The organism is Exiguobacterium sp. SH31 (genome assembly GCF_001816105.1).
Lineage (GTDB): Bacteria > Bacillota > Bacilli > Exiguobacteriales > Exiguobacteriaceae > Exiguobacterium > Exiguobacterium aurantiacum_A.
In genome coordinates this window covers 20,286-41,816 of record NZ_LYTG01000033.1, presented here as the reverse complement: position 1 = coordinate 41,816, position 21,531 = coordinate 20,286, and the positions used below count along the sequence as shown (strand labels likewise).

28 protein-coding genes are annotated in these 21,531 nt (G+C 52.5%); 19 read left to right on the top strand and 9 right to left on the bottom strand.

The window, feature by feature from the left end; all coding sequences use genetic code 11:
• Window positions 1–33: 33 nt before the first annotated feature.
• From araA to A6395_RS05785, 11 genes are all read left to right on the top strand, one after another.
• Window positions 34–1,521: an L-arabinose isomerase gene (gene araA / locus A6395_RS05830; RefSeq protein WP_071398290.1), complete on the top strand. Its 1,488-nt coding sequence runs from the start codon at window positions 34–36 to the stop codon at window positions 1,519–1,521.
• 68 nt (window positions 1,522–1,589) lie between these two features.
• Entirely contained in the window at window positions 1,590–3,089 is a 1,500-nt protein-coding gene (locus tag A6395_RS05825; RefSeq protein WP_071398298.1) for an alpha-N-arabinofuranosidase, read from the top strand.
• 10 nt (window positions 3,090–3,099) lie between these two features.
• A complete protein-coding gene (locus A6395_RS15875; protein WP_131504895.1) occupies window positions 3,100–3,330 on the top strand; it encodes a DUF6171 family protein in 231 nt (76 codons plus the stop codon).
• Between the two features lie 15 nt (window positions 3,331–3,345).
• Window positions 3,346–4,335 (top strand): aldose epimerase family protein, encoded by a 990-nt coding sequence (locus A6395_RS05820; protein ID WP_071398289.1) that lies wholly within the window; start codon window positions 3,346–3,348, stop codon window positions 4,333–4,335.
• Window positions 4,332–5,501 carry a sn-glycerol-1-phosphate dehydrogenase gene (locus A6395_RS05815; protein ID WP_071398288.1) on the top strand — a complete coding sequence of 390 codons (1,170 nt, stop codon included), beginning with the start codon at window positions 4,332–4,334 and terminating at the stop codon, window positions 5,499–5,501. Before A6395_RS05820 ends, A6395_RS05815 begins: the two co-directional genes overlap by 4 nt.
• Window positions 5,498–6,445, top strand: coding sequence for a glycoside hydrolase family 43 protein (locus A6395_RS05810; RefSeq protein WP_071398287.1), 948 nt, complete (start codon window positions 5,498–5,500; stop codon window positions 6,443–6,445). Before A6395_RS05815 ends, A6395_RS05810 begins: the two co-directional genes overlap by 4 nt.
• Entirely contained in the window at window positions 6,442–7,386 is a 945-nt protein-coding gene (locus A6395_RS05805) for a glycoside hydrolase family 43 protein (protein ID WP_071398286.1), read from the top strand. The genes A6395_RS05810 and A6395_RS05805 overlap by 4 nt, the downstream gene beginning before the upstream one ends.
• A 170-nt stretch (window positions 7,387–7,556) precedes the next feature.
• Window positions 7,557–8,054: a hypothetical protein gene (locus A6395_RS05800; RefSeq protein ID WP_071398285.1), complete on the top strand. Its 498-nt coding sequence runs from the start codon at window positions 7,557–7,559 to the stop codon at window positions 8,052–8,054.
• Window positions 8,055–8,221: 167 nt separating this feature from the next.
• Window positions 8,222–9,259, top strand: a complete 1,038-nt coding sequence (locus tag A6395_RS05795; protein ID WP_071398284.1) for an iron-siderophore ABC transporter substrate-binding protein — start codon at window positions 8,222–8,224, stop codon at window positions 9,257–9,259.
• 4 nt (window positions 9,260–9,263) lie between these two features.
• Window positions 9,264–10,283 carry a FecCD family ABC transporter permease gene (locus A6395_RS05790; protein WP_071398283.1) on the top strand — a complete coding sequence of 340 codons (1,020 nt, stop codon included), beginning with the start codon at window positions 9,264–9,266 and terminating at the stop codon, window positions 10,281–10,283.
• Window positions 10,280–11,311: a FecCD family ABC transporter permease gene (locus tag A6395_RS05785; protein WP_071398282.1), complete on the top strand. Its 1,032-nt coding sequence runs from the start codon at window positions 10,280–10,282 to the stop codon at window positions 11,309–11,311. The genes A6395_RS05790 and A6395_RS05785 overlap by 4 nt, the downstream gene beginning before the upstream one ends.
• Window positions 11,312–11,356: 45 nt before the next feature.
• Here the strand turns inward: A6395_RS05785 and A6395_RS05780 are convergent, their stop codons facing one another.
• A complete protein-coding gene (locus A6395_RS05780; protein ID WP_071398281.1) occupies window positions 11,357–12,106 on the bottom strand; it encodes an SDR family oxidoreductase in 750 nt (249 codons plus the stop codon).
• Window positions 12,107–12,244: 138 nt separating this feature from the next.
• On the opposite strand from A6395_RS05780, the gene A6395_RS05775 reads away from it, so the two are divergent.
• A complete protein-coding gene (locus A6395_RS05775; protein ID WP_071398280.1) occupies window positions 12,245–12,802 on the top strand; it encodes a TetR/AcrR family transcriptional regulator in 558 nt (185 codons plus the stop codon).
• Here the strand turns inward: A6395_RS05775 and A6395_RS15695 are convergent.
• Together A6395_RS15695 and A6395_RS05770 are read right to left on the bottom strand one after the other, a co-directional pair.
• Window positions 12,799–13,047, bottom strand: coding sequence for a type 2 periplasmic-binding domain-containing protein (locus A6395_RS15695; protein ID WP_159429450.1), 249 nt, complete (start codon window positions 13,045–13,047; stop codon window positions 12,799–12,801). The two genes, A6395_RS05775 and A6395_RS15695, sit on opposite strands and share 4 nt — an antisense overlap.
• The gene (locus tag A6395_RS05770; RefSeq protein ID WP_084812963.1) at window positions 13,040–13,663 is read right to left on the bottom strand and encodes a LysR family transcriptional regulator; all 624 of its coding nucleotides are present in this window, start codon (window positions 13,661–13,663) and stop codon (window positions 13,040–13,042) included. The genes A6395_RS15695 and A6395_RS05770 overlap by 8 nt, the downstream gene beginning before the upstream one ends.
• Before the next feature lie 104 nt (window positions 13,664–13,767).
• On the opposite strand from A6395_RS05770, the gene A6395_RS05765 reads away from it, so the two are divergent.
• The 4 genes from A6395_RS05765 to A6395_RS05750 all read left to right on the top strand — a co-directional run bounded on the left by A6395_RS05765 (window position 13,768) and on the right by A6395_RS05750 (window position 16,079).
• A complete protein-coding gene (locus A6395_RS05765; protein WP_071398279.1) occupies window positions 13,768–14,499 on the top strand; it encodes an SDR family oxidoreductase in 732 nt (243 codons plus the stop codon).
• A 2-nt stretch (window positions 14,500–14,501) separates the two neighbouring features.
• Window positions 14,502–15,062, top strand: coding sequence for a DapH/DapD/GlmU-related protein (locus A6395_RS05760; protein ID WP_071398278.1), 561 nt, complete (start codon window positions 14,502–14,504; stop codon window positions 15,060–15,062).
• Between the two features lie 134 nt (window positions 15,063–15,196).
• Complete coding sequence (locus A6395_RS05755) at window positions 15,197–15,547, top strand: cyclophilin-like fold protein (protein WP_071398277.1); 351 nt, start codon at window positions 15,197–15,199, stop codon at window positions 15,545–15,547.
• A gap of 133 nt (window positions 15,548–15,680) precedes the next feature.
• Complete coding sequence (locus tag A6395_RS05750; protein WP_016507888.1) at window positions 15,681–16,079, top strand: cytidine deaminase; 399 nt, start codon at window positions 15,681–15,683, stop codon at window positions 16,077–16,079.
• A 34-nt stretch (window positions 16,080–16,113) separates the two neighbouring features.
• Here the strand turns inward: A6395_RS05750 and A6395_RS05745 are convergent, their stop codons facing one another.
• The 3 genes from A6395_RS05745 to A6395_RS05735 form a co-directional block, all read right to left on the bottom strand.
• Window positions 16,114–16,830, bottom strand: coding sequence for a polysaccharide deacetylase family protein (locus tag A6395_RS05745; protein ID WP_071398276.1), 717 nt, complete (start codon window positions 16,828–16,830; stop codon window positions 16,114–16,116).
• Between the two features lie 136 nt (window positions 16,831–16,966).
• Window positions 16,967–17,428: a GNAT family N-acetyltransferase gene (locus A6395_RS05740; RefSeq protein WP_252100517.1), complete on the bottom strand. Its 462-nt coding sequence runs from the start codon at window positions 17,426–17,428 to the stop codon at window positions 16,967–16,969.
• 122 nt (window positions 17,429–17,550) lie between these two features.
• Window positions 17,551–18,312: an MBL fold metallo-hydrolase gene (locus tag A6395_RS05735; protein ID WP_071398274.1), complete on the bottom strand. Its 762-nt coding sequence runs from the start codon at window positions 18,310–18,312 to the stop codon at window positions 17,551–17,553.
• 118 nt (window positions 18,313–18,430) lie between these two features.
• Between A6395_RS05735 and A6395_RS05730 the strand changes: the two genes are divergently transcribed.
• Window positions 18,431–18,841: an Lrp/AsnC family transcriptional regulator gene (locus tag A6395_RS05730; RefSeq protein ID WP_071398273.1), complete on the top strand. Its 411-nt coding sequence runs from the start codon at window positions 18,431–18,433 to the stop codon at window positions 18,839–18,841.
• 47 nt (window positions 18,842–18,888) lie between these two features.
• On the opposite strand, the gene A6395_RS05725 is transcribed toward A6395_RS05730, so the two are convergent.
• A complete protein-coding gene (locus A6395_RS05725; protein WP_071398272.1) occupies window positions 18,889–19,161 on the bottom strand; it encodes a hypothetical protein in 273 nt (90 codons plus the stop codon).
• Window positions 19,162–19,333: 172 nt separating this feature from the next.
• On the opposite strand from A6395_RS05725, the gene A6395_RS05720 reads away from it, so the two are divergent.
• The gene (locus tag A6395_RS05720) at window positions 19,334–19,564 is read left to right on the top strand and encodes a type II toxin-antitoxin system Phd/YefM family antitoxin (protein ID WP_071398271.1); all 231 of its coding nucleotides are present in this window, start codon (window positions 19,334–19,336) and stop codon (window positions 19,562–19,564) included.
• Window positions 19,565–19,600: 36 nt separating this feature from the next.
• Here A6395_RS05720 and A6395_RS05715 read toward each other — a convergent pair whose 3' ends face one another.
• Window positions 19,601–20,500: a helix-turn-helix transcriptional regulator gene (locus A6395_RS05715; protein ID WP_084812961.1), complete on the bottom strand. Its 900-nt coding sequence runs from the start codon at window positions 20,498–20,500 to the stop codon at window positions 19,601–19,603.
• A 66-nt stretch (window positions 20,501–20,566) separates the two neighbouring features.
• Between A6395_RS05715 and A6395_RS05710 the strand changes: the two genes are divergently transcribed.
• On the top strand, window positions 20,567–21,082 hold the full coding sequence (locus A6395_RS05710) for a dihydrofolate reductase family protein (RefSeq protein WP_071398269.1): 516 nt from the start codon (window positions 20,567–20,569) through the stop codon (window positions 21,080–21,082).
• 50 nt (window positions 21,083–21,132) lie between these two features.
• Here A6395_RS05710 and A6395_RS05705 read toward each other — a convergent pair whose 3' ends face one another.
• Window positions 21,133–21,429, bottom strand: a complete 297-nt coding sequence (locus A6395_RS05705) for a hypothetical protein (RefSeq protein WP_071398268.1) — start codon at window positions 21,427–21,429, stop codon at window positions 21,133–21,135.
• Between the last annotated feature and the right edge of the window lie 102 nt (window positions 21,430–21,531).

Sequence of the window (21,531 nt, the reverse complement as noted above, 5' to 3'; positions counted from 1 at the left end):
CCGTCACTCGCCTTGATATTAGGGGGACTTTGAATGTTGACAGCGAAAACATACGAATTTTGGTTCGTGACAGGAAGCCAAATGCTTTACGGCGAAGACGTGCTCCGACAAGTTGAACAAAACTCAAAAGACATGGTGGTCGGTCTCGATGCGGACGACGCATTCAAGGATCGAGTCGTATTTAAAGGCGTCGTTAAAAATTCAGAAGAAATTCGTCAGATGATGTTAAAAGCGAACGCGGACGACTCGTGTGCGGGTGTCATCACTTGGATGCACACGTTCTCGCCATCGAAAATGTGGATCAGTGGCATGCGTGTCCTGCAAAAACCGTTGCTCCATTTCGGGACACAGTTCAATCGCGATATCCCGTGGGATGAAATCGATATGGATTTCATGAACTTGAACCAATCGGCACATGGCGACCGGGAGCACGGCTTTATCACGAGTCGCATGAACGTCAAACGCAAAGTGATTGTCGGCCATTGGCAAGATGAGGCGACACGCGGCAAGATGGCGAATTGGATGAAAGTGGCGCATGCGTTGTCGGAGAGTAAGGCGTTAAAAGTGGCGCGTTTTGGTGACAATATGCGTAACGTCGCTGTGACAGAAGGCGATAAAGTCGAAGCGCAGATTCGCCTCGGCTGGACGGTTGACGGGTATGGGGTCGGCGATCTCGTCACATATATGGACGCCGTGACAGACGCTGACCTCGATGAGTTAATGAATGAATACGCGTCTCGCTATGAGCTCGCGAATAAAGGGATGGCTGAAGATGAATTCCTCGCATCCGTCCGTTATCAAGGTCGCATCGAGCTTGGGATGAAAGCCTTCCTCGAGGCAGGCGGCTATACCGCCTTCACGACGACGTTTGAAGACTTGCATGGCATGAAGCAGTTGCCAGGTCTTGCCGTCCAACGCTTGATGGAACAAGGGTATGGCTTTGCTGGAGAAGGCGACTGGAAAACGGCGGCGTTGGTCCGTCTCATGAAAATTATGGCGAACAACGAGCGGACGTCGTTCATGGAAGATTATACGTACCACTTTGAACCGGGTAACGAAATGGTGCTCGGTGCCCACATGCTTGAGATTTGTCCGACGATTGCTGTCGATAAACCAAGAATCGAAGTCCATCCGCTCGGGATCGGTGACCGGGAAGCACCGGCACGTATCGTCTTTGAAGGACAGAGCGGCAAGGCGTTGAATGCGAGTATCATCGATCTCGGACATCGCTTCCGTCTTCTCGTCAATACAGTTGAAGGTATCCAGCCGGAAGAAGCGATGCCGAACTTACCGGTCGCCCGCGTTCTTTGGAAAACAGAGCCTTCGATGGCGCAAGCGGTCGAAAACTGGATTCAAGCCGGCGGCGCGCACCATACATGTTACTCCTATGAAGTGACGACCGATCAATTGCGTGATTTTGCGGAACTGCTCGACGTTGAAATCGCAGTCATCAACGCCAAGACCGAGACGGTCCAGTTCAACAACGAGCTGCGGTGGAACGAACTTTACTATCGACCATAATCTAAAGGGCCACTTTGATGGCCCTTCTTCATGGAGGAGATACAATGAACAACCAACTCATTAAACCGATGCACAAGGCGACAGGAACGACGCAGATCATCGTCAATGCCGACTTATCGAAAGGGAAAATCAGCAAGCACATTTATGGGCACTTTGCTGAACATTTAGGTCGTTGTATTTATGAAGGCCTCTGGGTCGGTCCTGACTCCCCGATTCCAAACACCGACGGAATTCGAAATGACGTGCTCGCTGCCCTGAAGAAATTGAATATTCCCGTTCTCCGCTGGCCGGGTGGCTGTTTTGCCGACGAGTACCACTGGAAGGACGGAGTCGGTCCAAACGAGAATCGTAAACGGATGGTCAATACGCACTGGGGTGGGGTAGTCGAAAACAATCACTTCGGTACCCATGAATTCATGCGCCTCTGTGAACTGCTCGAGTGTGAGCCATACATCTGCGGGAATGTCGGAAGTGGGACGGTCCAAGAAATGTCGGAATGGGTGGAATACATGACGTTCGGCGGCGAGTCACCGATGTCGAACTGGCGTCAAGAGAACGGTCGGACTGAGCCGTGGGAACTCACCTACTTCGGCGTCGGGAATGAGAACTGGGGTTGCGGCGGAAACATGCGCCCGGAATACTATGCGGATCTGTATCGCCGCTACCAGACGTACGTCCGCAACTATGACGGCAACAAACTCTATAAAATTGCTGGTGGAGCGAATATCGATGACTATAAATGGACAGAGGTCCTCATGCGGGAAGCAGGGACGATGATGGATGGACTCAGTCTCCATTACTACACGATCCCCGGCGACTTCTGGTTGGGCAAAGGATCAGCCCTCGATTTCACGGAGGACGAATGGTTCATCACATTGAAGCGCGCTCTCCATATGGATGAGTTGATCACGAAGCACGGCCAAATCATGGACCAGTATGACCCGGAGAAACGCGTCGGGTTGATTGTAGACGAGTGGGGCACTTGGTTCGATGTCGAGCCAGGGACGAACCCAGGTTTCTTGTATCAACAAAACTCGATTCGGGATGCACTCGTGGCTGCAATCCATTTCAACATCTTCCATAACCATAACGACCGCGTCCATATGGCGAACATCGCCCAAATGGTCAACGTGTTGCAGGCGATGATTTTGACAGAAGGAGACCAGTTCGTCCTCACTCCGACGTATCATGTGTTCGAGATGTACAGCGTCCACCAAGACGCAGAGCGCGTCGAACTCGCCGCGCATACACGTAACTATGTGGCCAAAGATGAAGCCATCCCGGCGGTGAACGCCACTGCTTCGCGAAATGCGGACGGGGTGCTCCATATTAGCTTGTGCCAACTCGACCATGAGCAAGGCGATACGGTCGAAATCGATTTACGGGGCATCGGCGCCATCTCTGACGTGTCGGCCCGAATCTTGACGGCGGACCACTTGAACGCCCATAACACGTTCGAACAGCCGGATCTCGTCTCACCACGCAATCATGATGTGACTGTCACGGAAGACGGGAAGCTCGTTTTCGACGTCCCGGCGATGAGCGTCATCACGATCGCGGTCCGCTGAGATGACAGTGGTGGAGACGCGACGATGCCGGACGTGTCTGCCTCAGGAAACGGATACGGACTGGCTGTTAACCATCGATGCGGAAGTCATGGACCAAGTCCCAGATGCCGAATATGAGGCACGACTCACGCATTGTGCGGCTTGTCCGTTCCACCAACAAGACACCTGTTTAAAATGTGGGTGCTACGTCTCATATCGGGCCAGACTCGCGACGAAGCACTGCCCATTGAACGTTTGGTAAAAAGGAGTAGATGTCATGAAGCAGCAAACAGAGTCAACAATCGTACTCGAAAATGACTCGTGTCGTTTGAACATATTGACTTACGGTGCGACGCTGCAAGAATTCTCGATTCAAGACGAAGGTTGGAAAAACATCATCTTGTCATACGACACGGTCGAGGAATACATGAAGGACACGTATTATTTAGGAGCGACAATCGGTCGAGTTGCCGGACGGATCGACAACAGCACGTTCGAACTTGACGGCACGACCTATCGCTTACCTGCGAATGATGGAATGCATCATCTGCACGGCGGGGATGGTTTACATCGTCGCGTCTGGACGGTCGAGCAGGTGACGTCTGATCGCGTGTTGCTTCATTACGTCAGTCCGGACGGAGCGAACGGGTATGGTGGCACGCTCGATGTCCGTGCTATGTTCGAACTGATTGACCAAGGTGTCATCATCACGTACGAGGCAACGTGTGACAAAGACACGATATGCGATTTGACAAACCATACGTATTTTAACTTGAGTGGGGGCGAGCGTGATATTTTGAACCACGAACTCACGTTATCGGCTAGCACATTCGCTGAACTGCGTGACGATTTGATTCCGACGGGACGCTTGCTTGAAGTGGACGGTACACCGTTCGACTTCCGGACAGGTCGCGCCTTGTCCGATGGTGTCGCCTCGACACATCCGCAAAATGAATTGGTCGACGGCTACGATCATCCGTTTATTTTCACTGATCGACGTGAAGCGAGATTGTATGACCGAGAGTCACAGCGTGAGTTGACGTTGTCGACGACCGCCCCCGCCATCGTCCTCTATTCAGGGAATCAGATGAACGAGACGACTTCATTGCGTGAAGGGACGTCGAGACGTTACTACGGCGTCTGTCTGGAACCGCAACACCTCCCTGATGCGGTGCACCATGAGACGTTCCCGTCGATTCGTTTGAAGGCGGAAGACACGTACCGCTGGCAAACGACGTACCGAGTCGAGACAGGAGTCAGCCGATGAACCTCGAACAGATCAACCAACGTGTGCAAGCCTGTGACTGCGGGAATCCTCATCACGCGATCACAATTGAACGGATGGTCGCGTCAGATTACGTCTGGGACGAATTGGCCGCATTTGTACAAGAAAAAGGATGGACAAGTGTCCTTGTCGTCGCCGACGCCAATACCGAGCGCGTCGGGTTTCTCCCGCTACGAGAAGCCTTGATGAAAATCGGAGTCGATGCGTCGCTCGTTTCGCTCCAAGCGGACGAGCAAGGTGACGTCTTGGCGAATGAACGCTCGGTCGTTCAAGTGTTGCTTGCCCAAGAGGCAACCGTAGATGCGCTCATTGCGCTAGGAGCAGGTACGATTCACGATGTCACCCGTTTCTGTGCGGCCAAAACGAAAGTGCCATTCATCTCGGTGCCGACCGCACCATCAGTGGATGGTTTTACGTCAAAAGGGGCGCCGCTCATTGTAAGAGGCAAAAAAATCACGTACCAACTCGTTTCTCCGATTGCGGTATTCGTCCCGAACCAGGTGATTCGGAAGGCACCCGATGCATTGATTGCAGCAGGGGTCGGCGATATGCTTGGGAAGTACACGTCCTTGTTGGACTGGCGGTTTGGAGCGTTTGACGGTGGTGAACCGTTTTGTCCGGTCGCCGCATCGCTGACAGAACAGGCGTTACAATCGTGTGTGGACAACTTGCCTGCCATCTATGAACGAGACGCGGACGGGTTGGATCAACTGATGGAGTCCCTACTGTTGTCGGGGATCGCCATGTTGATTTTTGGCCATTCACATCCAGCTTCCGGCGGTGAACATCACTTGTCCCATTATTGGGAGATGGACTTTATCGCCAACCATCGTCCAGCGGTCCTTCATGGAACGAAAGTCGCCATCGCCACGATGGAGCTCATCGATACGTATAAAACGACGATGCTTGACTGGCCCAACACACCGGACTCGTTACGGACGTGGGCCGAGCTGATGCCGACACGGGAAGAGCTCGAACACATCTTCCGCGCGTTACAGGCGCCGCTTCGACCCGAAGAGATCGGGGTCTCCTCACTTCTGTTAGCGAGCAGTCGGAGAGAGGCATACCGCTTGAGAGAACGACATACGTTATTGAAACATATGAGCTTGAACCGAACACAATCTGAGGTAGGGGAGCGTTCTTTATGAGAGAGACGATCACGAATCCGTTAGTTGAACAACGGGCGGACCCATGGATCACACGCCATCCAGATGGCTATTATTATTTCACGGCCTCATTGCCTGACTTCACTGGCATTCCGCTCCGTCGAGCGAAAACGCTCGCAGGCTTGACAGAGGCGGAAGAACGAGTCGTTTGGAACAAGCATGAGACAGGAATCATGAGCGCTAATATTTGGGCTCCGGAACTACATCACATCCATGGGAAATGGTACCTTTATTTCGCGGCCGCGCGGGAAGACGACATTTTCGATCATCGGATGTACGTGCTCGAGAATAGCTCATCGAATCTGTTAGAAGGAGAATGGGTTGAGAAAGGGCAAGTCCGGACATGGTGCGAGTCGTTTTCCCTTGATGCGACGACGTTCGAGCACGAGGGACGTCTCTATTATATATGGGCGCAAAAAGACCCGGCAATCGACGGCAACTCGAACCTTTACATCTCGGAGATGGAGAACCCGTGGACGCTCACGGGTCCACAGACGATGATTGCGACTCCGGAGTATGACTGGGAGAAGGTCGGGTTCCTTGTGAACGAAGGACCCGCCGTGTTGAAGCGGAATGGTCACATTTACATCACGTTCTCTGCGAGTGCGACGGACCACAACTACTGCATGGGTCTACTGCGCGCCGAGGAGACGAGTACTCTATTGGACGCTCGGAGTTGGACGAAACATCCCGAACCGGTCTTCGGAACCGATGAAACGGCAAGCCAGTACGGACCGGGTCACAACAGTTTTACGACGCTAGATGACGGGACGGACATCCTCGTCTATCACGCCCGCAACTACAAAGAGATTGAAGGGGACCCGCTATGGGACCCGAACCGACATACGCGTGTCCAACCGTTCATGTGGGATGAAGTCGGCCCAGTGTTCGGCCGACCGATTCGTGACGAGGAGGCTGTACGATGAAGCAAGTAGAAGATCGACATTTGATTTTAGAACAACGGGCCGACCCGTGGGTGTATTTGCATACCGATGGCTATTACTACTTCACGGCGTCAGTGCCTGAATATGACTTGATTGAGCTACGTCGGGCTAAATCACTTCAAGCGCTTAAGACGGCCGAGCCGGTGACCGCATGGGTGAAGCATGAGACGGGCCCGATGAGCGACTTAATTTGGGCGCCTGAGCTACATCACATTCACGGTAAATGGTATATATACTTTGCTGCCGCGAAGTCACGTGACATCGTCAATGGTTTGTTCGACCACCGCATGTTCGTGTTAGAGAACGAATCGGCGAACCCGCTTGACGGGGAATGGGTCGAAAAAGGTCAAGTCCAGACCGAATGGGATTCGTTCGCCCTTGATGCGACCGTATTTGAACATAAAGACGTACATTATCTTGTGTGGGCGCAAAAAGATCCCGCCATCGACGGAAACTCAAATTTATATATCGCCGAACTGGAAAATCCATGGACCATCAAATTACCGCAAGTCATGCTGACGAAGCCGGAGTATGATTGGGAGACTCGTGGTTTCCTCGTCAATGAGGGAGCAGCAGTATTGAAGCGGAACGGTCACATCTTTATCACGTACTCTGCGAGTGCGACCGATGAGAATTACTGTTTGGGCATGTTGTGTGCATCAAGCGAATCTGATGTGTTGAACCCGGCGTCATGGTCGAAAGCGTTTCGGCCGGTGTTCCAAACGAATGAAGCAGTCAATCAATTCGGGCCCGGACACAATAGCTTCACGGTGAACGAGAACGGTGAAGACGTCATCGTTTACCATGCACGGACGTATACAGAGATCGAAGGTGATCCACTGTACGATCCGAATCGTCATGCGCGGGCCCAAGTGTTTATATGGAATGAGGAAGGGCGCCCGGAATTCGGGAAACCGCTCTAATCAATCAGCAACAGACGTTCACACGTTGTGGGCGTCTGTTTTCTACGTGTATGCAAACGATTGGTATAATCGATTGGTGATTATACATAAAAACTTATCGCCAAACAAGGTATGAAGAGGTTTATAGTTAGAAAGAGAAAGTAAATCTTGAAAGAATCGAGCGATGATCAATGAAGATGAAATGGATTGTGCGAACGTTAGGTTGGCTGATTGTCGGCTTGGCCTTATTCGAATTGGCGACGGACCGGCCTGAGCCACCGAACCCACCGATTGAACACGAATTTGAAGAACCGACGGCGTTTCCGTTCGATATCACGCGTCGCTACAGTGAAATCGATATCGCAAAGCCGCACCACATGCACCAATTCGTGTTTCATTATGTGAATGAGGAGACGACACAAGAACTGCACTATATCGTCCATAAAATCGTCGATGAACCCAATGAGATGGAGGACATCTCATTATACGGAGACCAATACGAGCTTGCTGACGGGACAACGGCCTATTTCGATGAAACGGAGTCGACGTCACAAGGATTATGGTGGCAAAATCGAGACGGCTTCACAGCCCGAATCATCTATTACATCGACGGTAACTCCGTTGAACTCGACGATGAGAACCGCTTGTCGGTCCAACAATTGATCAACTTGGCCAATCAAACGTTATGACGTCAGCCCGCATCTCATTAATCGAGAGCAGCGGGCTTTTTCTATTTTCTCCTCAAATATCTTGAAGTTCAGATTGACAGCGCTCCTGAATTCATCCTATACTCATTAATGATAATGATTATCAATGTCGATACAAAGACATTGTCATAGGAAAAGGGGATTCGAACATGAAAAGTTACAAGAAATTGCTACATATGTTCATCATCATGTCTGCTTTCGTGCTCGTGCTCGCAGGATGCGGCTCGAACAATGAAGATGCGGCCACGACAGATGAGTCTGCCGAAACGGCAGAAGGCTATCCGATCACGATTAAACATGCGTTAGGCGAGACGGTCATCGACAAGAAACCGGAACGCGTCGCAACAATTGCTTGGTCGAACCAAGACGTCGCCCTTGCGCTTGACGTCGTCCCAGTCGGTTTCTCGGCTGCGAACTACGGTGTCCAAGACGGCAGCGGCATGTTGCCATGGACGGCTGAGAAGCTAAAAGACCTTGGGGAAGAAAACCCGAACATTTACCAAGACACAGACGGTCTCGACTTCGAAGCGATCGCTGACTCACAGCCGGACGTCATCTTGGCTGCCTACTCAGGCATCACACAAGAAGACTACGACACGTTGAGCGAGATCGCACCGGTCGTCGCTTACCAAGAAACGCCTTGGGTCTCATCATGGCAGGACACAGTCCTCTACGACTCGATCGCCATGGGCATGGAAGCAGAAGGCAAACAGTTGATCGAAGACACAGAGAAACTCATCGCTGATAAAGCTGCTGAAGTACCAGGCATGGCTGGCAAGAAAGCGGCCTTCATCGCGCTCAGCCCGGATGACCTTTCAAAATTCTATATTTACACGACAGGTGACCCACGTGGCGCCTTCATCGAAGAGCTCGGCATGGAATACCCAAAAAACATCACAGATCAAATTAAAGATGAGAACAGCTTCTACCTCGAGCTCAGCTCAGAGAACGCTGACATCTTGAACGATGTCGACATCTTCGTCGCTTACGGCAACGAAGAGACGTTGAAAGCACTTCAAGCTGACCCGCTCTACAGCAAAGTACCGGCTATCGAGCGCGGATCGGTCGTCATGATTGAAGACAACACGCCACTCGCGGCTGCCGGGACACCGTCACCGCTCTCGATCGAATACACGATCGACGACTACTTGAAGCTCGTCTCAGAAGCACTCGGGAAAGTCGAGTAATCATATGAATACGCTGAAGAAGTTGCAAACGCCGAGACATTTCCCGCTCCTGCTCGTAGGGTCGATCGTCCTGCTCGTCGTCTGTATGCTCGCTTCACTTGCTTTCGGCTCACGGACAGTCGGATGGGATGAACTGCTTGACGGTTTATTCCGTCCGGCTGTTCAGTCGTATGAAGCGGACATTATCCGGCAACGGGTCGTGCGGACGCTGTTCAGTCTCATGTGCGGCGCGGCGCTCGGTGTGTCGGGTGCTTTGATGCAGTCGGTGACACGTAATCCGATTGCTGACCCGAGCATTCTCGGGGTGAACACGGGCGCGGCGCTGTTCGTCGTCGTCGGGATCGCCTTTTTCAACATCTCGACGGCGGGCGACTACATCTGGTTCGCCCTCGTCGGTGCACTCTTGACGGCCGCGTTCGTGTTCGGCATCGGCTCGCTCGGACGAGGCGGTTCGACCCCGCTCAAGCTCGTCTTGGCCGGGGCGGCGACAAGTGCGGCGTTGTCCTCGCTCGTCATGGCAATCATGATCCCGCGCTCGAACGTCATGGACCAGTTCCGGTTCTGGCAAGTCGGCAGCGTCGGGGCGGGGACGATGGACTCGATCGTAACGTTCCTCCCGTTCTTTATCGCCGGCATCTTTATCGCCATCTTCGCGGCCCCGTCACTCAACATCATGGCGCTCGGCGAAGAAATGGCGACGGGACTCGGGGTCCGGATCGGTTCGTTAAAAATCATCGCTTCGTTCGCCGGCGTCATCTTGTGTGGCGCAGCGACGGCATTGGCCGGTCCGATCGGCTTTATCGGTCTGTTGGCCCCGCACTTGATCCGTCTCGTGCTCGGCCCGGATGAACGGTATATCATTCCGATGTCAGCCTTATCGGGCGCCATCCTGTTGACGTTCGCCGACGTGGTCGGGCGTTTGCTTGGAAGTCCGGGCGAACTTGAAGTCGGGATCGTCACCGCGTTCGTCGGGGCGCCGATCTTGATCGCCTTGACGATGAAAGTGAAGGTGCGTGGCCTATGATGAAACAGTCAGTTCAACCTATCATTCACAATAGTCGCAAGCGCCGGCAACGTACGGTGTTCGTGACGCTCGTGCTATTCGTGCTCGCGCTCGCCTTGAGCGCATTGATGCTCATGCTCGGCAATACGATCTATCCGGTCGCGGATGTCATCCGTGTCTTGTTCGGGGAACAAGTACCGGGTGCCTCGTTCGCCGTCGGCACGATCCGTCTGCCACGCATGCTCGCCGGCGTCTTCTCAGGACTCGCGTTCGGTATCGCCGGGACAGTGTTCCAGACGATGCTCAGAAACCCGCTCGCCAACCCGAACGTCATCGGCATCACGACAGGATCGAGTGCGGCCGCCGTGTTCGGCATCGTCGTCTTGCAGGCGAGCAATACGTTCGTCTCGGTGATCTCGGTCATCGGGGGACTCGCGACGGTCATCGTGCTCTACGTCTTATCAAAAGGCGCCGCTTTCTCGATCGGACGTCTCGTCTTGGTCGGGATCGGCATCCAAGCGATGCTGACCGCGGTCATCAACTACTTATTGCTCATCAGTCGCCAAAACGATGTCGGGACGGCGATGCGTTGGTTGAGCGGCAGTTTGAACGGGGTCAAGATGGAGACGTTGCCGCCGCTCATGCTCGCGGTCGCCCTCTGTCTCCCGGTCATCCTCCGCCTCAGCCGGCAGCTGCAGATTTTAGAGCTCGGGGAGATGACGGCGACGTCGCTCGGCATCAAGACGAACCAGACCCGGATCCTCTTGATCATCGCCTCGGTGCTCATGCTCGCACTGGCGACAGCGACGACCGGACCGATCGCTTTCATCGCTTTCCTTGCCGGACCGATCGCGAAACGGCTCGTCGGGGATGGACGCTCGACGATCATTCCGGCCGGACTCGTCGGCGTCATTCTCGTGCTCGCCGCCGACTTGATCGGACAGTTCGCTTTCACAGTCCGCTATCCGGTCGGTGTCATCACCGGCATGGTCGGTGCACCGTATTTGATTTACCTCTTGATCCGAATGAACCGGAGAGGGGAGTTATAACGAGAGAAGAGCCACATCCCGCGTCGGATGTGGCTCTTCTTGCTGTTAGTAGGCAGTCCATCCGCCGTCGATGGCGACGACTTGGCCGTTGACGAAGCTTGACTCGTCCGAGCCAAGGAAGAGGGCGAGCTGGGCGATTTCTTCCGGTTGCCCGATGCGCGGATTGATGGCCATCCCGAGTTGTTGGCGATTAAATCCGGCCTGACTCATGTTCGTCATCGTCGAGCCGATATTCGTCGCGACCGCACCAGGGGCGATCCCGTTGCAGCGGATGTTTTGATCGGCATACATGAACGCCGTGTTCTTCGTCAATCCGACGACGGCATGCTTCGACGCCGTATAGGCCGCACCGGCACGGGCCCCATACAAACCGCCGGCCGAGATGTTGTTGACGATGACACCGTGCCCTTGTTTCGTGAACAAATCGACAGCAATCCGCATCGCTTTCATGACTGACACCGTGTTGACGGCAAAGATTTTCTCCCAGCGTTCATTCGAGATTTCACCGACGGGCTCCATTCCGTCCATGATGCCGGCGTTGTTGACGAGGATGTCAACGCGTCCGAACGTCTTCACCGTCTCATCGAACAAGTTGTGTAGTGCTTTTTCTGACGTCACGTCTGTCTGGATCGCGAGTGCTTCCCCTGAGATGTTCTCGACAACTTGCTGCGCTCCATCGATGTTCATATCTGAGACAACGACTTTGGCGCCTTCTTTCGCATACAACTCCGCAATCGCTTTCCCCATGCCTGATGCTGCTCCTGTGACGATTGCCACTTTGCCTGCTAACCGCATACCTGTCTCCTCCTTTTATTGTACATGTGTTCAATAACTATTATAATGAGTTTTAGAAAACGCTTACAATAATCAAAAGATTGATGAACTGTTGAATAATCAACAAGTAGATAGATAACTGTTGAAAGGAACGTGCAAATGATGAAGCCGGATTTGCGTGTCGTCAAAACAAAACGAGCGCTCCATGAGGCGCTCGTCGAATTATTGCGGGATCGTACGCTCGAACAAGTGACGATTTCAGAACTTTGTCGTGTGGCAAATGTCAATCGAGGGACGTTCTATCTTCATTACGGTCGAATCGAGGATGTGTTCGAAGAGTATTTCCAAGAAATTACGGCCGACCTTGCCAAGTCGTACGAGGAGCCGTACCGTCATGTGAAGTTGCTCAACCCGCGGACGATCCGCATCTTTCACCACATCAAGACCTACGTCGAATTTTACCGCATCGTCTTCTCGAAAAACGTACCACTCGCGTATTACTACATGTTATTCGACGAGGTACGGAAACTGCTTCTCCGTGATACGGCGGCGCTCAAACGGAACGACATCGATCACGACCTGCTGTGTTCGTATCAAGCGAATGCCATCGTCGGGATGATCATCTATTGGGCCGAACGTGATTTCCAGACCGATCCGAGTGAGATGAACGAGCAGTTGGCAAACATATTACGACTCGATTCTGGCCGCCTCGTTTAGGTGGTCTTTTCTCGTTCATCGAACATATCCAAAAATGTCGAGGCGACGTTCGACAGATGACTCTCGTTCTTCCAAATCAAATGAACGGAAGACGTGAGCGATGGATTGAGTGGAACGAACACCAACTCGGTCCCATTCGTGTTGATGATCCCGTCGAGGCATAGAGCGTGGCCGATGCCTGCGTGGACGAGGAGCGAGGCGTTATAGAGCAGATTGTACGTCGCGACGACATCCGCTTCACCCAAATCGACGCTGAGCCGGTCCGACAAGTGACTGTTCCGACAAGATGAGCGGCAAATCCAACAAATCTGCCGTCTCTAGATGTGTACGGTTCCCAATCTGGCTATCACGCCGTGTCAACACGCCCCAACGGTCGACATGAGGGAGCTCGCGCGAGGCGTATGCGGCTAGATTGACCGGTTCGATGACGACCCCGAAGTCGAGGATGCCCCGGTCCAACTTGTCGATCACGTCGTCGCCGTTACCGCTATATAAGCGCAACTTGACGTCGGGATGAAGCTGTTTCATCTGTTTGAACGTTGTGATGACCGAGGTGAGCGTCCTCGTCTCACCACCGCCGATATATAGTTCTCCGCTGACGGGTGTCGCCGTGTTCAAGTTCGCCGAAATCTTATCGGCAAGGCGGACCATCTCCTTGGCGTGTTCAGCCAAATAGTAACCCCGTTCGGTCAATGTGACCCCGCCTTGGCTTCGTTCGAACAGCGGTCCCCCGAGACTGTCCTCGAGCTGATGGATCTGGCGGGACAGGGCCGGTTGGGATAACCGTAAGTGTTCGGCGGCGCGCGTGATATTCTTCTCGCTTGCGACGGCGAGGAAGTATCGCAATTGTTGGAGCTCCATGTCATCCCTCCATGCGTTTTTGTTATGGTTCTTAATCAAATAGTAGCATTAGACATGACGCTTGTCCGTTCCTATACTGGAGTCAAACAAAGGAGGAATGGATTATGACCATCAATAAAGTTGTCATCATCATGGGGGCGTCGAGCGGGATTGGGGAAGCAACAGCTAATCGCTTAGCAGAACGGGGCGCGAAACTTGTGCTCGCCGCCCGTCGTCTTGATCGGTTAGAAGCCATCCAAGCGAACCACCCCGAGGCCGATATCATCGTGAAACAAGCTGATGTTACCGATTATGCCGCTGTGGAGGAGGTTGTAAAGACGGCACTCGACACGTTCGGGACAATCGACGTCTTGTTCAATAACGCCGGGATCATGCCGACCGCGCCGCTCGTTGACGGGCGCCGTGACGAATGGCAGGCTATGCTGGATGTGAACGTGACCGGTGTGCTGAACGGGATCGCGGCTGTACTCCCAATCATGGAACGCCAACAGTCGGGTCATATCATCGCGACCGATTCGGTAGCCGGGTACGTCGTCTATCCGGAGTCGGCCGTTTACTGTGGGACGAAGTTCGCGGTCCGTGCCATCATGGAAGGCTTGCGCCAAGAACAGCGAGAGAACAACGTCAAGTCGACGATTATTTCGCCTGGAGCCGTTCAGACCGAGCTGTACAACACGATCAGTGACAAAAAAGCCGCAAAGGCGCTCCATGAAGCACAAACCGAATGGGGATTGACGAGCGAGGATGTGGCCGAAGCGGTCGTTTACGCCATCGATACGCCGGACCGGGTCTCAATCAGCGATCTTGTGATTCGTCCGACGAAACAACAGGTGTGACGATGGATACCGAATTGAAAGACCGTGTGTCTGACCGATATATCGCTGCTGGGGAAGCCGTCTTTGAAGAAATCCATCGCATTCAACGAACCATCGAGCCGACGCTCATGCGCTTGAACTATCAACTTTTACAGAAAGACGAATTTCAGCGGACACTCTCGGATTTGATTGGGGACCCGGTCGACGATTCGGTCACGGTGTTACCGCCGTTCTACACCGATTTTGGGAAGCATATCACGTTCGGGACGGGCATCTTCATCAATCGAGGCGTCATGTTCACCGACCTCGGGGGCATCGGCATCGAAGACCACGTCTTAATTGGTCCGTTCGCCAAGCTGTTGACGGTCAACCATCCGACCGACCCGAACGAACGGCGCGGCTTAATCACGAAACCGATTCGTGTGAAACGGAACGCCTGGATCGGGGCCGGGGCGACGATTTTGCCTGGCGTCACGATCGGCGAGAACGCCATCGTCGCGGCCAACGCGACGGTGACGAAAGATGTCCCGGACAATGTGACGGTCGCCGGCACCCCGGCCCGCATCGTCGGAGCGATCGAGTGATTGTTATGAAACCCGTACTGACTAGTATGTTCGTCTCGCTTTTGTTGCTGAGTGGGTGCGGAGGCGATGTGTTCGAAAGCAAATCTCAACCGGAAGAGCCATCGTCCGAGTAACCGAGTGAAGGAGGGATCGAGATGAGCGAAATCACGCTCCAAATTGACGGCGAACAGGCCGTCATCCGCCTCGAGAACAGTCCGACGGCTGTCGCACTACAGGAGCGGTTGCCGCTCACGCTGTCGATGCAGGACTTGCATCAAAACGAGAAGTTTTTCTATTTTGGCGAACCGCTACCCGCGAATCCGGAACGCGTCGGTTCGATTCGGGCTGGTGACGTTATGTTGTACGGAGATGACTGTCTCGTCTTATTCTATGAAGATGTCGAGACGAGCTATTCGTATACGCGAATCGGGCAGGTTGAAGATTTTTCGATGCTTGAGCCGCTGCTTGGAACTGGAACGATTGACATCACGTTTCAGATGAGATGAGGAGGTCGTGTGACCGCTTTCAACTTTTCATTGACTTCTCTATATAGTGAGGTGTATGCTAAAAATCCTGCCCAAAAATCGAGGCACGGGAACTGGCATCAGTTCATTTTGAGTCAGAGAGGACAATGATCCCATGAACCAACAACAATTAGTCGAACGCGCCCGTCAATTAAAAGAGAACGCCTACTCCCCGTATTCGAATTTCCGCGTCGGAGCAGCCCTTCTTATGAAGGACGGGACGGTCATCGACGGCGTCAACGTCGAGAACGTCTCGTTCGGAGCGACGAACTGTGCCGAGCGCACGGCTGTGTTCACGGCAATCGCGCAAGGCTATAAAAAAGGCGACTTCGAAGCCGTCGCGGTGTCAGGTGACACGGTCGACTTCTTACCGCCGTGCAGCATCTGCCGCCAAGTGCTCGTCGAGTTCGGTGATCCGGACTTTAAAGTGTTGCTCACAAACGGCAACGCCGACGTGAAAGAAGTGACGCTTGAAGAACTCGTTCCGCTTGCGTTCACAGAATTAGAGATGTAAACAAAAACGCTGAGTCGCGCGACTCAGCGTTTTCTTATTCATTCGCTTCCCATGGGTCAGAGAAGTTGTACGGTGGATGCACCCCTTCTAACGTCCGGAACTCATAGTCGCGTTCTTTCGCATAGCGGATAATCGTATCGAGCGCTTTCGGTGTCATCGAGTGATCGTGCGCCAAGATGATGGAAGCGATATTCGCCTCGTAGTTCGCCTCGAGCCGGTTGAAGACCCGCTGCTCGATTGGGGCGTTGTCCTTTTTATAGATATGATCGAGACTGCCGACATTCCAATCCCAAATCTCAAAACCGGCCTCGTCCATCGCTTGCCAGTGTGCAGAGGTCATACCTGCGTCACTCCCATAGATCGTACGGGCCATATTCGTATGAATGCCTGTTACTTCATAAATGAGGCGTTGCACGTCCTTCATCTGGCGCACGGCCGTCATCGGCGACTCATAAAACTCCTCGCGCTCGTGTGTCATCCCATGCAAGGCGATGAGATGGCCTTCGGCGACGATACGTCGGATGAGATGCTCATTGCCCTCGATATTTTTCCCGAGAATGAAGAAGGTGGCTTTCACCTGATGCTTCTTCAAGACGTCGAGCAACTTTCCGGTTTTCCGGTTCGGTCCGTCATCGAGCGTCAAATAGATGAAGCTGCGGTCGTTGTAGGCTTTCGGTTTTGGAATCGTTGCCTGTGACAGGGAGCCGATGAACAAAAAGATGGACATGAGTAAAATGACGCGTTTCATCATCCTAACAAAACTCCCTCGAGGCAAAAATAGGGTGACATGGCAACGGTATGAAGCATAGATTACCACATATCTGATTTAAAAATGAAGCTAAAAATGCCCCTGAAATTGAAAATCAGGGACGGGAATGTAAGTCGGTTCATTCCGCTACATTGAGCGCATAAATCTGTTCATCGTCCTCTGTCGTGAGGTACTCAAAGTTCAACTTTTTCAAGAGGGCGATGGACGCCTCGTTCGTCGCAAGGGCACCGGCTTTGATTGTCTCAGCCCCTTGGTCGGACAAGTGACCAATCAGCTCCGACACCACTTCGAAGGCATAGCCTTGGCGCGAGTAGCGGGGTGAAATCGTATAGCCAATCCAATACGTCGTCTCGTCTTGGTGCACATACAAATCGCCGATCAGATCATTCGTCGCCTTGTGGAGGATGGCGAGCTGCATCCCGTTTGCGATGGATGGGGGCTTTAGCAATGAACGTTGATAGTCTTCGTAGGACAAACCTTTGAATGACTGGTACTGCATCCATTCCATGTCGTTGCGGTATGCCATAAACGATTCGATGTCTGATGTTTCGAACGGACGAACACGACAACGGGCTGTCATCAGTTTCACTAGAGTGTCTACCTCCTGTATCATTTTTCTGAACGATTCACTTTCAGTTTACACGGGATGCGAATCAACATGACAAAAAACCTTAATCCGGTAGGGGTACCGGACTCAGGTGCTTATCGTGAAGTCATCTCTCCGTCTTCAGGAACGATGAGTCGCTCGGCGAATCCATGTTCCGTCGCATAGGTGCGTAAGTCGATACGCGACAAGTTCCAATGGTTGACCGCTTCCATATGGACCGCGATGATTGTCGCCTCGGGTGCAGCCTCGTGGACGTGGCGGACGTCGTCTTCGTTCATGACGAGCGACCCGCCTTCGACGAATTGGTTGTCGCCGGCGTTAACGACGATGATTTCGGGTTGATGCGTTTGAATCGTTTTGGCGACTTCGTCATACCAGACCGTATCCCCAGCGATATAGAGCGTCTGTTCTGAAGAGTGGGTGAAGACAACACCGCAGACGAGACCGACCATTTCCAAAATCGGCCCGCGTCCATGCTCACCGGCTGTCTTCGTGAGTTTGATTCCTTCGAACGCTGTCGTATTGTTCAACACGCTCACGTTCGTGAAACCGTCGCCTTCGATGACGTTCAAATCGTCCTCGTTTTGAACGAACAGCGGGATCGCTTTCGGCAGCACTTGTTTCGCGACCTCGTCGTAATGGTCGAGATGTAGATGCGTCAAGATGACTGCGTCGACGCCTGTCAAGACGTCCTCGATTGGAATCGGCAAACTGACCAACGGGTTGTTCTCATCTTGTCGTGCTGAGTTCGGGAATGGGGGATAGGCGCCTTTTTCCCCGAGGAACGGGTCGACGAGGAACGTCTTTCCGGCGTATTCGACACGCAGTGTGGCATTTCGGATCAATTGTACATGCATAGAAAAGTCTCTCCTTTTGGCTATAATGTATGTACAGTCTAACAATCAGGCGTTCTTCCATACATAACACGAATCAAGTGTTTTCACGAATCGGCTTGAATAATGAAAGGAGTCACCTATGCTCGATTCAACAGACCGCCTCATCCTCGAGGCGCTTCAGGCGAACAGTCGGATGACGATGAAAGAACTCGGGGCGCACGTCCACTTGACGGGGCAGGCGACGGCGACGCGGGTCAAGAAACTCGAAGACCTCGGCATCATCGAAGGCTACACGACTCGGGTGAACGAGGACAAACTCGGGCTGCCGGTCCACGCGATGATCACCATCTTCACGTCGAGCACGTTCCACGACCCGTATCTGATGTTCCTCGAGGAGCACCGGCCGTACGTCCGAAATAACTACAAGGTGAGCGGGGACGGCTGTTACGTCTTGGAGTGCCGTTTCCCGTCGAACCAAGAGCTGAACGCCTTTTTGGACGGGCTCAACAAGTACGTCAATTATAAGTTGTCGATTGTCATCGACCGCTGATGAGGACGCAGCAAAGCCCGCCAATCTTTTGATTGACGGGCTTGTTTTTAATTCGTGAAAGACGGTGTCTTATAATGTTGAACGGTTTTGATGAGCGTCGATCCAATGAGACCGATGGCGAGCGGCAAAGTGATGACGCCGATGCCTTGCTCGCTGACAATCATGTTTCCTTCCTCATAGTAGCCCTTCAAATAGAAGAGTCCAGAACCGATCGTCTCGTTCAGTTCGAGCGTTGAGACGTTGAGGTACATCATGATGACGAACAGTGAGATGACACTGATGGAGACGAATAAAGTGGAGAACGATAACTTGTTAGTCATGATAGCGCTCCTATACTGTTAAAATGAGTAATTTAATTTTACCATTAAATTACAGAAGTCGTATGAGCCAAAGGATTCATCCTTTTTAAAGTGTTAGTTTCTGTTTCAAGTGTGCCTTATACTGATTCGGGTATAATATAGATACAAAATCATTCAAATGGGGGAGATGAACATGGCCGCTATTTCTTTTGAAAAAGCACAGAAAAACTTGAAAGAAGTGCTTGATCAAGTGCACGAAAATAGTGAAACGATGACCATCGTCCGAAAGAATGGTCGTAATGCCGTTATCATCCCTGAGCAAGACTACAATCAATTGATGGAGACGATGTATCTGCTACAGAGCCCTAAAAATGCTGAGCGACTCCTTGAGTCTGTTCGTCAGCTTCAACAAAAATTGACCTAAAATGGACTCACACCATTCCTGGTATGAGTCCATTTTTTATTCATACATATTCCATAACCGCTCGGCCTGCTCCCGCATCATCTCCCGTAATTCAAGCGGTGCTACGACCTCGACTTCCGCGCCGGCCGCGAGCAACTGCCGCGATAAGAAAGGGAGCTCGGCGTCAGGTACGATCCACTCATTCTTTTCAGTGATATCGGGTAATACGTCTTCAAGCAGACGTCGACCGAGCGAGGTGATTCTGAGCCGAACGGTCATGCCGTTTCGTTGCTCGCTCGCCTGTAGGAGCGTCTCCAAATCATCCGCTTCGAAGGTGTCATTCAGCAAGCGTAGTGACTCAATCCGGTCAATTCTATATTGGCGCAGTCCATAACTTGACTGCCCGAACACATACCATTTCAAGTCGAGGAGCGCCATCCCGACCGGTGCGACGGTGAACGTGCGACTCCCTTTCGTCGTCGCGTACGTTATCTCGATTTTTCGTTTTCGTTCGACCGCCTCATAGACGTCTTTCGTGAACGGTGCCGAGGGGACGGTCTTGTTTCCGAGCCAAAGGATATTTTTCTCGAGCCGGGCAATCTTCGTTTCAAGATCGTGCGGCAGCTCATTCACGTACCAGTCGGACAGCGTGTCGCGCATATCGCCGAACGGTACGTCCGGGATCTGTTCCATCCATTTGAGCGTGAGGTAGAGCGCGACCGCTTCTTGCTCCCGGAGCTGGAGCGGCGGTAGCAAGCGGTTCGGCAACATCTCATAGCCTCCGCCCGTGCCGGGGACGCTCCATATCGGATAGCCGAGTTCTTCAAGCGTGAACATGTCCCGTTGAATCGTCCGGACCGAGGCACCCGTCTCTGTCGCCAGTTCGTCCGCCGTGAAGCGTCGTCCCCGGTTGAGCAATCGGATCAACTGCAAATGTCGTTTTTTCAAATGAACCATTCCCGTCATGTTTTGTCGTGTTTGTCGATTAAGCTGAATGTATCACGAACCAAGGAGGAATACATCATGGCAAACGTCGTCTTATATATCGCAATGAGTCTAGATGGAAAGATTGCCCGTACGAACGACGATCTCGACTGGCTGGTCGAGGTCGTTGGTGAGGGAGACAACGGCTACGCCGACTTCTTCAAGACGGTCGGTGCGGTCATCATGGGGCGGAAGACGTACGAGGAAGTGTTGAAGTTAGAGCCTGACCGCTATCCGTACCCGGACATCCCGAACTACATTCTGACGCGGAGCCCGGAGCGGGAAGCCGAGCACGTCACGTTTACGGACGAGCCGATCGAGCAGTTGATCGAGCGGTTGAAACGAGAAGTCGACAAAGACGTCTGGCTCATCGGCGGCGGGGAAATCATCAAGGCTGCGATGGAACACGATTTGATCGATCGTTATGAGATCGCCATCGCACCGGTCGTCCTAGGAGAAGGCATCCCGCTCTTCCCGGAAGGCACGAAAGAGACGAAGTTGAAATTGACGGGTCAACGCGCGTCCGGACAGTTCGTCATGGTGACGTACGAGTGAAATCGGTCAATTTCTCGAAGACATTTATAGAAAAACAGAACTTCTACGTACTAGAAGTTCTGTTCGACTTGATTGTCTTTTTCTTTTTTGAAAATGCCAACTAACAGCAAAGTCAGTCCGATTAAGAAAATAATGGGGAAGATAAGCCACATGATTAATCCGGCCCAACCATTTTCGACACTGATTGCATAGGAGAGTCCAATCGAAAAAGCTAAAGCGGGTGAAATGGGAAGCATCAGAGCGATGCCCCATAGTTTAAATTTTGTCTTTCTCGATTCCCCCGTACTAAACCAATAAGCCACAAATGCACCTATACATGCAATGATATATCCAATCGCAATGGCCACCGGATTCCTCCCTTCTCGTTAACTTATAATGAAAAAACTTTTCACAGATAAGCGTCGACAACTTCAGTACGATTGATATTTTCTATATATGTAATTCATTAC

What these genes read in the sequence shown, in the direction of transcription:
- araA (WP_071398290.1), top strand. Translation starts at nt 34, where the DNA reads ATGTTGACAGCGAAAACATACGAATTTTGGTTCGTGACAGGAAGCCAA.
- A6395_RS05825 (WP_071398298.1), top strand. Translation starts at nt 1,590, where the DNA reads ATGCACAAGGCGACAGGAACGACGCAGATCATCGTCAATGCCGACTTA.
- A6395_RS05820 (WP_071398289.1), top strand. Translation starts at nt 3,346, where the DNA reads ATGAAGCAGCAAACAGAGTCAACAATCGTACTCGAAAATGACTCGTGT.
- A6395_RS05815 (WP_071398288.1), top strand. Translation starts at nt 4,332, where the DNA reads ATGAACCTCGAACAGATCAACCAACGTGTGCAAGCCTGTGACTGCGGG.
- A6395_RS05810 (WP_071398287.1), top strand. Translation starts at nt 5,498, where the DNA reads ATGAGAGAGACGATCACGAATCCGTTAGTTGAACAACGGGCGGACCCA.
- A6395_RS05805 (WP_071398286.1), top strand. Translation starts at nt 6,442, where the DNA reads ATGAAGCAAGTAGAAGATCGACATTTGATTTTAGAACAACGGGCCGAC.
- A6395_RS05800 (WP_071398285.1), top strand. Translation starts at nt 7,557, where the DNA reads ATGAAGATGAAATGGATTGTGCGAACGTTAGGTTGGCTGATTGTCGGC.
- A6395_RS05795 (WP_071398284.1), top strand. Translation starts at nt 8,222, where the DNA reads ATGAAAAGTTACAAGAAATTGCTACATATGTTCATCATCATGTCTGCT.
- A6395_RS05790 (WP_071398283.1), top strand. Translation starts at nt 9,264, where the DNA reads ATGAATACGCTGAAGAAGTTGCAAACGCCGAGACATTTCCCGCTCCTG.
- A6395_RS05785 (WP_071398282.1), top strand. Translation starts at nt 10,280, where the DNA reads ATGATGAAACAGTCAGTTCAACCTATCATTCACAATAGTCGCAAGCGC.
- A6395_RS05780 (WP_071398281.1), bottom strand. Translation starts at nt 12,106, where the DNA reads ATGCGGTTAGCAGGCAAAGTGGCAATCGTCACAGGAGCAGCATCAGGC.
- A6395_RS05775 (WP_071398280.1), top strand. Translation starts at nt 12,245, where the DNA reads ATGATGAAGCCGGATTTGCGTGTCGTCAAAACAAAACGAGCGCTCCAT.
- A6395_RS05770 (WP_084812963.1), bottom strand. Translation starts at nt 13,663, where the DNA reads ATGGAGCTCCAACAATTGCGATACTTCCTCGCCGTCGCAAGCGAGAAG.
- A6395_RS05765 (WP_071398279.1), top strand. Translation starts at nt 13,768, where the DNA reads ATGACCATCAATAAAGTTGTCATCATCATGGGGGCGTCGAGCGGGATT.
- A6395_RS05760 (WP_071398278.1), top strand. Translation starts at nt 14,502, where the DNA reads ATGGATACCGAATTGAAAGACCGTGTGTCTGACCGATATATCGCTGCT.
- A6395_RS05755 (WP_071398277.1), top strand. Translation starts at nt 15,197, where the DNA reads ATGAGCGAAATCACGCTCCAAATTGACGGCGAACAGGCCGTCATCCGC.
- A6395_RS05750 (WP_016507888.1), top strand. Translation starts at nt 15,681, where the DNA reads ATGAACCAACAACAATTAGTCGAACGCGCCCGTCAATTAAAAGAGAAC.
- A6395_RS05745 (WP_071398276.1), bottom strand. Translation starts at nt 16,830, where the DNA reads ATGATGAAACGCGTCATTTTACTCATGTCCATCTTTTTGTTCATCGGC.
- A6395_RS05740 (WP_252100517.1), bottom strand. Translation starts at nt 17,428, where the DNA reads ATGACAGCCCGTTGTCGTGTTCGTCCGTTCGAAACATCAGACATCGAA.
- A6395_RS05735 (WP_071398274.1), bottom strand. Translation starts at nt 18,312, where the DNA reads ATGCATGTACAATTGATCCGAAATGCCACACTGCGTGTCGAATACGCC.
- A6395_RS05730 (WP_071398273.1), top strand. Translation starts at nt 18,431, where the DNA reads ATGCTCGATTCAACAGACCGCCTCATCCTCGAGGCGCTTCAGGCGAAC.
- A6395_RS05725 (WP_071398272.1), bottom strand. Translation starts at nt 19,161, where the DNA reads ATGACTAACAAGTTATCGTTCTCCACTTTATTCGTCTCCATCAGTGTC.
- A6395_RS05720 (WP_071398271.1), top strand. Translation starts at nt 19,334, where the DNA reads ATGGCCGCTATTTCTTTTGAAAAAGCACAGAAAAACTTGAAAGAAGTG.
- A6395_RS05715 (WP_084812961.1), bottom strand. Translation starts at nt 20,500, where the DNA reads ATGGTTCATTTGAAAAAACGACATTTGCAGTTGATCCGATTGCTCAAC.
- A6395_RS05710 (WP_071398269.1), top strand. Translation starts at nt 20,567, where the DNA reads ATGGCAAACGTCGTCTTATATATCGCAATGAGTCTAGATGGAAAGATT.